This window comes from Limnobacter sp. (assembly GCF_043511195.1).
In the GTDB taxonomy this organism is placed as follows: domain Bacteria; phylum Pseudomonadota; class Gammaproteobacteria; order Burkholderiales; family Burkholderiaceae_B; genus Limnobacter.
Genome location: NZ_CP121330.1, coordinates 749,083 through 760,754, shown reverse-complemented (window position 1 = coordinate 760,754; position 11,672 = coordinate 749,083). Strand labels below are relative to the sequence as shown.

The 11,672-nt window shown below is 48.5% G+C and carries 10 protein-coding genes and 1 pseudogene; 6 read left to right on the top strand and 5 right to left on the bottom strand.

Features of this window, described 5'->3' with window-relative positions; genetic code table 11:
* Positions 1-14: 14 nt before the first annotated feature.
* Positions 15-168: pseudogene (locus P0D43_RS03620) on the top strand (IS3 family transposase); the annotation flags it as partial.
* A 270-nt stretch (positions 169-438) separates the two neighbouring features.
* Here the strand turns inward: P0D43_RS03620 and P0D43_RS03615 are convergent.
* The 4 genes from P0D43_RS03615 to P0D43_RS03600 form a co-directional block, all read right to left on the bottom strand.
* The gene (locus P0D43_RS03615; protein ID WP_394673253.1) at positions 439-2,097 is read right to left on the bottom strand and encodes a GMC family oxidoreductase; all 1,659 of its coding nucleotides are present in this window, start codon (positions 2,095-2,097) and stop codon (positions 439-441) included.
* A 40-nt stretch (positions 2,098-2,137) separates the two neighbouring features.
* Positions 2,138-2,941: an alpha/beta fold hydrolase gene (locus P0D43_RS03610; protein WP_201301379.1), complete on the bottom strand. Its 804-nt coding sequence runs from the start codon at positions 2,939-2,941 to the stop codon at positions 2,138-2,140.
* Positions 2,942-3,029: 88 nt separating this feature from the next.
* Positions 3,030-3,521, bottom strand: coding sequence for a PaaI family thioesterase (locus P0D43_RS03605; RefSeq protein WP_159567888.1), 492 nt, complete (start codon positions 3,519-3,521; stop codon positions 3,030-3,032).
* Positions 3,518-4,057 carry a PaaI family thioesterase gene (locus P0D43_RS03600; RefSeq protein WP_236550759.1) on the bottom strand — a complete coding sequence of 180 codons (540 nt, stop codon included), beginning with the start codon at positions 4,055-4,057 and terminating at the stop codon, positions 3,518-3,520. Before P0D43_RS03600 ends, P0D43_RS03605 begins: the two co-directional genes overlap by 4 nt.
* A 192-nt stretch (positions 4,058-4,249) precedes the next feature.
* Here P0D43_RS03600 and P0D43_RS03595 point away from each other — a divergent pair, with 192 nt between their 5' ends.
* Entirely contained in the window at positions 4,250-4,906 is a 657-nt protein-coding gene (locus P0D43_RS03595) for a TetR/AcrR family transcriptional regulator (RefSeq protein ID WP_159567887.1), read from the top strand.
* A gap of 8 nt (positions 4,907-4,914) precedes the next feature.
* Here the strand turns inward: P0D43_RS03595 and P0D43_RS03590 are convergent, their stop codons facing one another.
* Positions 4,915-5,973 carry an AraC family transcriptional regulator ligand-binding domain-containing protein gene (locus P0D43_RS03590; RefSeq protein WP_394673252.1) on the bottom strand — a complete coding sequence of 353 codons (1,059 nt, stop codon included), beginning with the start codon at positions 5,971-5,973 and terminating at the stop codon, positions 4,915-4,917.
* A 134-nt stretch (positions 5,974-6,107) separates the two neighbouring features.
* On the opposite strand from P0D43_RS03590, the gene P0D43_RS03585 reads away from it, so the two are divergent.
* The 4 genes from P0D43_RS03585 to P0D43_RS03570 all read left to right on the top strand — a co-directional run bounded on the left by P0D43_RS03585 (position 6,108) and on the right by P0D43_RS03570 (position 11,671).
* Positions 6,108-6,428: a 2Fe-2S iron-sulfur cluster-binding protein gene (locus P0D43_RS03585; protein ID WP_159567885.1), complete on the top strand. Its 321-nt coding sequence runs from the start codon at positions 6,108-6,110 to the stop codon at positions 6,426-6,428.
* A gap of 15 nt (positions 6,429-6,443) precedes the next feature.
* Positions 6,444-7,865, top strand: a complete 1,422-nt coding sequence (locus P0D43_RS03580; protein WP_394673251.1) for a cytochrome P450 — start codon at positions 6,444-6,446, stop codon at positions 7,863-7,865.
* Between the two features lie 123 nt (positions 7,866-7,988).
* Positions 7,989-9,221 carry an NAD(P)/FAD-dependent oxidoreductase gene (locus P0D43_RS03575; RefSeq protein WP_159567883.1) on the top strand — a complete coding sequence of 411 codons (1,233 nt, stop codon included), beginning with the start codon at positions 7,989-7,991 and terminating at the stop codon, positions 9,219-9,221.
* Positions 9,222-9,400: 179 nt separating this feature from the next.
* The gene (locus P0D43_RS03570) at positions 9,401-11,671 is read left to right on the top strand and encodes a fatty acid desaturase (protein WP_394673250.1); all 2,271 of its coding nucleotides are present in this window, start codon (positions 9,401-9,403) and stop codon (positions 11,669-11,671) included.
* The last annotated feature ends 1 nt before the right edge of the window (position 11,672 follow it).

Below are 11,672 nucleotides of genomic sequence, written 5' to 3'. Positions count from 1 at the left end.
GCACACCTGGCTGATCTATTGGGAACAGTCCAGATACAGATCTTGTGAGCAACATGCTCGACGCAGCCATTGAAACCGTGGATGATGAAAAAATACCATTATTCATTCAGTCGGGGTGGTCATTATCGATGGTCTGGTTCGCTGTCTAGATTCTCAACAGCCAAAGTTAGCGTTAATACTCGGAGCATTAAAGGGAAGTTTGATTCTTCTATAAAATATGAAGCAAACGAAACCTGACAATTCAGTTGCGTTTACTCGCAGGGTTATAGCAGATATTCTGCGTTGAATTTCTATTGTCATCCCGCATCTTCAACCTAGGAGTCAGGTTAGTTGCGTCACCAGAATCTACGTACTCAAGATTTTCCATCTTTCAAATAACATTTTCACGGCTCAGTCTCTGACAAAATGAGTTGCAGACGAACGCCGATGCAAGGCACTTTAGTCTCTTTCACGATCGTGATCCTCAAGAATCATGGTTGCAGCCTTTTCTCCAATCATAGTGGCAGTGGCATTTGTGTTACCACCGACCAAGGTCGGCATAATTGAACAGTCCACAACCCGCAATTTGGCAATGCCGTGCACGCGTAAACGATGGTCAACAACAGCCATGTCATCTACGCCCATTTTACAAGTGCCCACTGGGTGATAAGCCGTTTCCGCTGTCTCTCTGACCCATTTTTGCAACTCTTCATCCGTCTGTAGATGCTGCCCGGGTGAAATTTCTTCTCGGTTCATTCCTCTTAATGCCGGCTGCGAGACAATGTTTCTTACGATTCGAATTCCCTTAACCAGTCGATCGATATCTCTTTGATGTTCCCCGTAATTTGGATCAACAACTGGCAAATCAAGTGGGTTTGAGCTTGCCAACTTAACCCTACCTTTGGATAGAGGGCGAAGATCATAAACCATGATGGAATACGCATAACTTTTCAATAGTGGCCACAAATTCAGGCCATGTCGAATGGCCGGAAGCGGAACAAAATGCAGTTGCAAGTCTTCTATTGGTTCTTCCTCGGAAGACTTCACGAAGCCACCTGACTCGGCAAGGTTACTGCTCAGCTCACCACTCTTGAATATTAAATATTTGACCAGCTCGCTGATACATCGCAACCAAGACAAAGGGTGTAAAGAGATGGGCAAACGATTGCGTGTCCGCATCACCAGAAAAACATCCAGGTGGTCTTGCAGATTCTGCCCCACACCAGGTAACTCATGTACAAACTGGATGTTGTGTTTAATCAGATCCCGCCATGGACCAATTCCCGACAACATCAATAAATGCGGCGAATTAAATGCACCTCCACTTAAAATAACTTCCTTCTTGGCCACTACCTTGCAGAGTTGTCCTTCATGAAAATACTCAACGCCAGAGGCGCTTCGACTGTCGATGCAAACCCGGGCTACTCGTGCACTAGTGATAACGGTCAGGTTGGTTCGGGACATAGCGGACCAAAGATACCCTCTAGAGTTACTCCAGCGTTGACCATCTTTGTGATAAGCGTAATACGAGCCGACTCCAGCTTGACTGACCCCGTTGAAATCGAGGTTTTCGGGATATCCCGCCTGTACGCCTGCCTCTATGAAGGCTTTTGAAAGTTTATTTTTATGGCTCGGCGAGACTATATTTAACGGGCCTTCTGAACCATGATATTTTTCCAACTCCTCTTGAGTCAAACCAGTGGTAATCGCCTCAGGTTGAAACTTTTCTGATTTCTTAAAATAAGGTAGAACTTCTTCGTACGCCCATCCTTCGCAACCTAGATACGCCCAGTGATCAAAGTCGCTCGAATGACCTCGAATATAGACACATGCATTAATCGAGCTTGACCCACCAAGCGTTTTTCCGCGTGGCTGAAACATGACCCGGTTATTCAGATGTACTTGTGGTGAGGTCCAAAATCGCCAATTGTATTTATGGCTGTGCATAAGACTAGCCATACCCGCTGGCATGTGTATGAACATGTTGGTTTTATCGCTAGGCCCTGCCTCCAATACCAATACCGTGAACTTGCCATTTTCGCTCAACCTATTGGCCAAAACACTTCCGGAGGAGCCAGCTCCCACGACTATAAAATCATATTGAGCTTGCCTGTCCACTAATTTGCTCCTCACAACTGCAATTTGATAAATTTCTGAATTAGTTCTGGCCGTATTTTGGCAACATGATTTTAAGCATCGCATCACGAACTAGCTCAGTTTGTTCCATAGGCAAAAAATGCGTAGTTCCAGCCAGAACCCTCACTTCGGCTGAGGGCAATATCTTTCCAAGACGCCTTTGCGCTAATGATGAGAAAGTTGAAGCGCGCTCCGCAGCTATTGCAACAACAGGACACTTCAACTGACGAATGCCTGGCCACGGGTTATGCTCGGTTTGAGCGAATGTGGAGCTCTCCCACAACGGTGAGCATGCAAGACGAAGACGATCTCCATCCTGTATAAAGGCATGTTGAACATAAGCCTCTAACCAAGACTCGGGCCAAGTCTTGAAGCCACCTCGACCACGATAGTTTTCCAGAGCAGAGACATAAGAATCGAACACATTCCGTCTGCGTGCGGCGCCAGCGGCCAGCGACAACCGGTGTGATCGACGCAACAGCTTGGACAACCACAACATTCGGCTTTGCCAAGAATCCATTATCACCGGCTCTAAAAGTATCAATCCCAACACTTTGTCTGGCTGGCGAGCAGCTGCCATGATGCTTGATGTAGCACCGATTGAATGACCTCCAAGCCAAACGGGTTCATCCAACTTTGCCAACAACGCGGTCAGATCTTGATAGTAGGTCTCCCAACCGCGAAATGTAGAAGCATCGGCTGCATCGGCACTTGCTCCATGTCCACGCATATCCCAAGCTATGATGTTGCACTCAACGGACAGCTCATCAAGAAGTGGCTTATAAAGACGACCATGGAAACCAGTCGCGTGTGCCCAGTGAAGCATGGGGCGTCCGTCAGACTGAGGCCATCGCCACAAGGTAATCTCTCGACCATCAGCGGCGAGAAATCCGTCTCGTTCGACCAAACATGATTTATTTGTCACCAATACCATCTTGATTCTTCTCGGAAGTAGAGAACAGCAACTGAACAACTCCGTTTGCTATCGGTGCAGTCGTGTCACCCTGCCAGCAGCTCACCCTCACCAAACTGGTACGCCGACCTTGACGCACAATCTCCGCGTTCGCGAAAGTAATTTGCGCCGTGGCTGAGCGAAGGTAGTGGATGTTGCTTCCCAGAATACGGGGGCTGCGTAGTTGCGTATCTTCTCTTTGGGCAGCGATACGCGCTGTAATCTCTATCAAGGCTCCTATTACACCGCCGTGTAGTGCTGGCAACATGAAATTGCCAATAAAAGCATCACGGTAAGGCAGTTGAACAAGTGTCGCCTCATTATGTTGTTGAACCTTAAGTCCTAAATGCCGGGAGTAGGGAATACTATCAAGTAAGGTCTGCCAAGCGGCATACTCGCTCTTTCCGTCAAATGGGGTGGGGCGAGGATGGGCAGGATCGACATTACGACTCATGCTCTTCCCCTTGAAGCCTCAGCCACTTGGAAGCGTTGGCCTTGGGTATTTCTTATAAATGTGGCACTACCTGTTGCTAGCGGAACATCATCACCTTCACAAAAGATTTCACAATAGATGAAGGCAACGTCGTCAATAAGATTGCGGCAAGTGGCCACCGCCAACAATGAATGACTATCAACAGCGGGTCTTAGGTAATCCATATGCAAACTCAACGTGGCTATAGGAGTTAGCTCCTGTGCCTCAGCGAATACCGCAAGACCGCTGGCCGAGTCAGCTAGTGAATACAAAATACTCGTGCTTACTTCCCTTTTTTCGGCATCGGCGAACATCCATGCCTGTGGGGCTAGACGCATACACACCTTGCTGCCATCCACAGAGACTACCTGCATACCCAGATCGCTATTGTGAGGGACCTGCTCGGTAAAACGCCGTGCAGTGTCTACGGCACCATTTTGTTGAACTTTGTTTGGCTCAGTCATCGGATTTGAACGCTCAGTAACATTTGAAATTGGCACAAAAATGACCGAAAGCAATTATTGTCATTGATAGTAATCGCCAAGAAATTTACACACATCTTAATTTTGGTTGGTCAACCAACTAAAGTCAAGAATATGTTCAAGCTGAAGGGCAACGACTTACTCAATGGAATATTATTTGTGTGTAGGGTCAGTCCATTTTGACGGTGATGAGAAATACAATGGCCCCACTTAGGAGATGTACAAACTATGGTTCAAAAACCGCCTATGCCCGATAATAAATTGGACGATCAGAGCAATGTTTTGTCAAATGCAGCACGACTTTTTCGCGAAAAGGGATTTGAGAAAACCTCACTTAAGGAAATCGCTGAAGCTTGTAATATGCTGCCAGGCAGCCTTTATTATCGATACAACACCAAGGAGGCACTTCTTGTTGAACTGATGCGCCGTGGAATTTACCTGGTAACAGAAGAGGTCGAATTGGCCTATGCCAGTTCGAATGACCCAGTCGAGAAGTTGCGTCTTTGCATAAATGCACATCTTCGAGCTCTGCTGGGTGATTCCGACATGGTCTATGTGCTGCTGTTTGAATGGCGAGCCTTGAGTCCAGAGGCACGGAAGGAAATCATAAAGCTGCGTGACCAGTACGAGTCTCTTTGGATAGATATTCTCGAAACAATGATCAGCCAGAGCGTTATTCAGAAAGGCGTGGATAGTCGTCTTCTTCGACTGATTGGCCTTGGTGCCCTCAACTGGGTTGCAACATGGTTTGATCCAAACGGCTCCCATACACCGGACGACATTGGCAATTTCGTCTGGCAAGCTATTATCAAAGGCTTGATCAATCAAGATGCTCAAGGCGAACACTTGCACCAGTTAAAGCAGCTCAATCAACCGTTGATTTAGATCATAAATCAACTAAGATGCATAGCCTGAGGTTTGGTATTTAGCCTGAACGTCTCTGGCGGTTGGTCAAACCAGCGCTTAAAAGCGCGCCTGAAGTTGGCACTATCATGATAGTTCATCAACACAGCGATATTCTCAATGGATAACCTGCTGTCACACAGGTAGCTTGCAGCCTGTTGAGACATAATCTCGTCGCGGATTTGCCGGAATCCGGTGTTTTCCTCTTTGAGTTTACGTGCCATGGTGCGCTTGCTCATGAATAGAGAAGCTGCCGCTTCATCTTCATTAAGAGTTCCGGGCGGACGGGACAACATCATCTTTTTAATTCTCGTCTGATAGCTAGGTTTGTGAGTCTGAAGTTGCGCGAGCATGGATTCACACTGCTGCAAAGCAAAGCGATAGCTTTCATGATTGGCAGAGGCGTTCGGCTCCAGACACAACGCCATCGGCAATCTGAGTTTTAAATGATCGCAACCAAAGAGAATCTGCCCCGATAAATAGTCGGAGTACAGCGCATGGTACGTGGGTGCCGGATGGGGGAAAAATATTTCAGCCTCTTTTAGGGGTCGACCAATAATGAATTCACCAAACTCCAGAAGAACTTTAATTATCGTATCTGCCAGGCAACGCTGTATGTCAGCATCAAGCGACATCCGAAAATGCAGTGTGCATTCGAGGTGAGTTTCAACTTGCTGCAAACGTAATTCAATGACGCTTACCCGCGTTGGCAGGAATATATGTATAGCCTGTAGCGCACTGAGTAAATTTGGGCTGCTTGAAGCGGCAAACCCCATAGCACCATGCGTCGCCGGCGTGAGGCGCTTGCCCAACATTAAACCAAATTCGGGTTGGCCAGACAACACCAACGCATTTCGCAAAATCAGAACTTGTTGAGTTGCCGAGAGCAAGCCATCCTCCCTCAGAAACTGTCTGACTCCGAGTCCCGTTCCACGTAACAGAACTGGTAGCTGTCTAGCGCTCAGATCCAGCTCACGGGCAATAAGTCGTGAGTAATTTGATGGGATATCGGCTGTAAGGTTTTGGGAAATATTCGCTTGCCGCGTCATCAGCGCCGCCTATCAAGGAAAGAAAATAACTGCATTGTCTTGAAATGACCCGGTGCCGTCAAGAAATGACCTCGCCGTTGTGTTGACGGCGATCTACTATCTTATCGATTGAAGTTACTAGTAGGAGAAACGCGGTGGGCAAAATCATTTTTATTGAGCATAACAATACAACTCACGTTATCGAATTCAAAGCTGGATCATCATTGATGCAAATCGCTGTCGATAACGCCATTCCAGGAATCGATGGGGACTGTGGCGGGGAATGCGCCTGTGGCACTTGTCACGTCATAGTCGCAGATGAATGGTTCGAAAAGATCGGTTCATTCGGTGATGGGGAAGAGCAGATGCTATCGATGACGCCAGAGCGGGCAAAAACCTCACGTTTGGGCTGCCAAGTTAAAACCACTGAAGCGATGGACGGCATGACCGTTCGACTCCCAGAATTTCAGATGTAAATATCGGAGAGCCCCATGTCAACACAATCCAAAACATTTGACCAAATTCAGACCAGAGTGATTAATGCCACCGCCAAGGTGATACCAATGCATTTGCAAATTCAGGGTCTGAAATTTTTGATGCGTGCCAAAAAGAAAACAATTGGCGCGCGCAGGCCCACACCAAGCTTTGTTGAATACCCGCTGCCAGACGTAGGTACACTACGAATTGATGACATTGACGTGAGCAATCCGTTTTTGTACAGGCAAGGGCAATGGCGCGCCTATTTCAAGAGGCTGCGTGATGAAGCCCCGGTGCACTTCCAGGAAAACAGTCCATTCGGTCCGTTCTGGTCGGTGACTCGTTATGAGGACATCTTGTTCGTCGATAAACATCATGACCTGTTTTCCGCCGAGCCGGTCATCATCCTTGGCGATCCCCCTGAAGGCCTCTCGGTGGAAATGTTCATCGCCATGGATCCACCAAAACACGATGCACAGCGAAGCTCCGTGCAAGGCGTAGTGGCTCCTCAGAACCTGAAAGAAATGGAGAGCCTAATCCGCTCGCGCACAGGGGATGTACTCGACAGTCTTCGCACGGGCCAGCCCTTTGACTGGGTACCAACAGTATCAAAGGAGCTAACTGGACGCATGCTGGCTACCCTTTTGGATTTCCCTTACGACGAACGTGACAAACTAATCTACTGGTCAGACCTTTTAGCTGGCGCCGCATCAGCCACCGGTGGCGAGTTCACCGACGAGGAGGCCATGTTCGACGCTGCAGCCGACATGGCCCGCGATTTTTCAAGACTTTGGCGAGATAAGCAGGCGCGCCGCGCCTCTGGTGAAGCGCATGGTTTTGATTTGATCAGCCTGTTACAAGGCAGTGAAGATACGCGCGATTTGATCAACCGGCCGATGGAGTTTATTGGCAATTTGGCACTGCTCATCGTCGGTGGTAATGACACTACCCGCAACTCCATGAGTGGAGGCTTACTAGCCATGAACCAGTTTCCGAAAGAGTTCAAGAAGCTCAAAGCAAACCCTACGCTAATTCCAAACATGGTGTCGGAAATCATCCGCTGGCAAACACCTTTGGCCTATATGCGCCGAATCGCCAAGCAAGACGTTGAGCTTGGGGGACGGACTATCAAAAAAGGTGATCGAGTAGTGATGTGGTATGCATCGGGAAATCGGGACGAGCGCAAGTTTACGGATCCGGATCAATTCATCATCGACCGTTCTGGCGCACGTAACCACCTGTCGTTCGGCTATGGCGTTCACCGATGCATGGGCAACCGTCTGGCCGAATTACAACTGCGTATCCTGTGGGAGGAATTACTCAAGCGCTTTGAAAACATAGAAGTTGTTGGTGAGCCCGAACGAGTGCAGTCGAACTTCGTGCGTGGGTATTCGGAGATGATGGTTAAACTGACCCCACTGCGACAATCTCTTTGACGCAGAAAACGAGTTAATTCCTTTACAAGCGAACAGAGACGCCCGCCCGCTGCTAGGGGGGTGCAACCATAACATTGACCAACTGGATAATCCGGTCTCAATAACATGTTGAAGAGGAGGCTCATGACAACAAAAGAAAAAGAGACGACAGTTGTCGTTGGAGGTGGGCATGCAGCAGGTGCGCTACTGACCACATTAATTCAAAAAAAATACCCGCATAATTTGATACTGGTAGGCGATGAGCCCTACCCCCCATACCAACGCCCACCTCTGTCGAAGAATTACTTAGCGGGTAGTGTTGACAGAGAGTCGCTGTATTTGAAACCGTCGTTGGTGTACGAAAGCGCGGGCCACCAGCTCCGACTCGGCATACGTGTTGAGCAGATAAACCGGAATAACAAAACCATTCGCTTGTCTGATCAGAGCACTTTGAAATACGATCGTCTTGTCCTGGCCACTGGGTCAAGAGTGCGACGTCTGAAAATACCCGGCGCGGACTTGAAGGGAATTCATTATCTGCATGATATCGCCGATACTGATGTCTTGCGTGATCAACTAAATCCGGGTAAACGGCTGGTGATCGTTGGTGGCGGCTACATCGGCCTAGAAGTGGCAGCAATTGCCATCAAGGTAGGCCTAGACGTCACTGTGCTCGAATCCTCAGAACGCCTATTGCAACGTGTCACAGGACCAGAGATCTCAGAGTTCTTTTATTCAAAGCACCGCAGCGCGGGAGTGGATGTGCGGTTGACCACCACTGCTACTGAATTCGCAACTGACGATCTCGGTCATGTGACTGGCGTAGTAGTGGCGGACGGGAGTACCTTGCCAGCCGATATTGTGCTTGTCTCTGTAGGAGTAGTACCAGAAACCAAACTGGCAGAGTCCGCTGGACTGGCTTGTGATGACGGTATTTTAGTGGATGAACATACCCGCAGCAATGATCCCTCCATCCTGGCTATCGGCGACTGTACCCGTCACCGAAATCTTTTTTTCAAACAAATGCAACGAGTCGAATCGGTCGCCAACGCTGTCGAACAAGCCCGTACAGCGGCGGCTACCCTGATGGGAGAGGACAAGCCATACGATAATGTCCCATGGTTCTGGTCGAACCAGTATGACGTTCGCCTGCAGATGGTAGGTTTGTCACAGAATCATGATCAACGTGTCGTTCGTGGCGACCCCGCAGATAAAGGATTTGCGGTGTTCTATCTCAGTGAAGGTCGACTTATTGCTGTTGACGCGGTCAACATGCCAATGGCTTTTATAGTCGGCAAGCAGCTCGTTTATGAAGGCAAGAACGTCAATGCCGAGAAGTTGAGCGATCTGGATATCGAACTAAAATCTTTAATCTGAAGCATGTCAGGACTGAGTTATCCGTCAAGGTAATTTGAATGGGGCTGCCGCACTAGATTGGCAGAAAATAACCCCTTTTTGTCCGATGCACCTCTTTGCAGAAAATGACCCCCTACGCATAATAATCCTCATTGGTCTATTGCCATTTTTCATATTATAACAATCACTTGAAGGCGGACATGTTTCAATTTCTAAACAAAGGCTTAACCCACAAAGCCAATGTAAACGGCAAACTCATTCATGTTGAAGCCGACGAAACGCTACTTTTAGCTGCTTTGCGTCAAAACATCGAAATTCCCAATATTTGCAGAGTTGGAGGATGTGGTTCCTGCAAATGCAAGCTCAAGGACGGCAAGGTTCAGGAGTTGACTGAGAGCGCGTACCTGCTTTCTGAGGAAGAGATTGCTGAAGGCTACATTTTGGCTTGTCAAAGTCGCTTGAAGTCGGACATTGATGTGGAAATGGACGAGAGCGCCGCGATCACTTCTTCACCAATAGCGGGACGCATTGTGAAGCGCGAGTTCTTGACACATGACATAGCGAGAATTGACGTGCAACTTGATCAACCAATCAATTACAAGGCTGGCCAATTCGCCGAGTTGACGCTGGATTCTGTCAAAAACGCACCGCGTAGTTATTCATTTTCAAATGCACCAGACAAACAAGGTCTGGCCAGCTTCACCATTCGCAGAGTGCCTGGTGGTCGGTTTTCAACTTATGTATTCGATAAGCTGGTCGAAGGGGAAATACTAACCATGCGAGGTCCAGGTGGAGACTTTTGGCTACGTGAAGGCGAAGAAAAGGTTGTATTTATCGCCGGTGGTAGTGGCCTGGCTCCAATACTTGGAATGCTTGAGGAGATGGAGCGCAAGGGCGATCGGCGCCCCGTCACGCTGTTGTTCGGTGCACGCACCGAACAAGATCTCTACGAATTACATCGTCTTGACGCTTACACAAAGAATTGGCCTGGATTTCGGTTTGTTCCCATTCTTAGTGAAGATCATTCCAATCACGACTGGAATGGCTTGCGTGGCTTGGTCACGGACCATATTCGTAGGGAAGCAGCGGGTGCGACCCAAGCCTACTTATGTGGCCCGCCTCAAATGATTGATGCTGCAATTAAGGAATTAAAAGAGAACAAGCTTGCTGCACAAGGTATTCATGCCGATCGCTTCGTAGTTCGAGAGGTTATGAACACTGGCTTTTATGGAGCGGTTGGTTTGCCCTCGATTGAGAGAACTCCGGCGACCATTGGTGATTATCTGAAGTTCATGATGTTTCATTTGATGGGAGTAATCGCAGTCGTCGCATATTTGGCGGGTGGCGCCTGGATCTCTGCAGGTTTTGCGAGTTTGTTGGGCTTCTATGTTCTAGGTGACATATTGACGGGCGACGACACAGTGACGCCCGAGTACCGCAAGCCCTGGATTTTGACCGTTCAATTGTGGTTAGCTTTGCCACTCCTTTTGTTGATTGGTTTTTGCTTTATGTGGACGATATCGACAGGAGATCCATTTGGCCTAGGTGAATTTGTCATGGGTCTTACCGGTTACGACGTCTTTGCGGCACGAGAAGCGACCTCGTCTGTAGATCGCTATTTTTCAGGAATTATTTACTACGGCTTTCTAATTGGATTCATGGGCACTGTGGTTGGTCACGAACTGACACATCGGACTTGGGACCCCATTTCATTGTGGGTTGGTCGTTGGCTACTGGCGTTTAGTTACGACGTAGGCTTTGCCATTGAGCATGTCTACGGTCATCATCGTTATGTGTCAACTGAGCATGATCCAGCGACAGCGCCACGAGGACGCAATGTATACCTTCATGTGGTTCTCTCGACTATCAAGGGAAATATCAGTGCTGCGAAGATTGAGGCTGAACGCTTGAACAAAAAGGGATTACCAATTCTGTCTTATCACAATGCTTACATGCGAGGCCTGCTCATGAGCGTGGTGTTGAATATAGCCGCGTTTTCGGTAGCTGGCTGGACAGGCGCACTGTGCTTCACCTTGGCGGCTTTATTTGGTAAATCCTTACTTGAAATCGTGAACTACATGGAGCACTACGGCATGGTGCGCTTACCTGAGCAGCCTGTTCAGCCACGTCACTCCTGGAATACAAACCGTCGAATGACATCGTGGGGCATGTTCAACCTGAGTCGCCATTCTCACCACCATGCGCAAGGCGAGGTGCCCTACCAGAACTTGATGCCACTGCCTGATGCGCCTGTGATGATCGGCGGATACCTGACCACAATTTTCTTGACGCTTTGCCCCCCCCTTTGGCACAAGCTCATGACATCAAAACTAGTTGAGTGGGACCGACACTTTGCTTCCCAGGAGGAACGAATCTTGGCTCTTCGTGCCAATCAGCGAAGTGGAATTAAAGAGTTGGTCGACTATGACCCCCGCCAATGGTCTCTTGATTCGATAGCGTCTTCGACTTGAT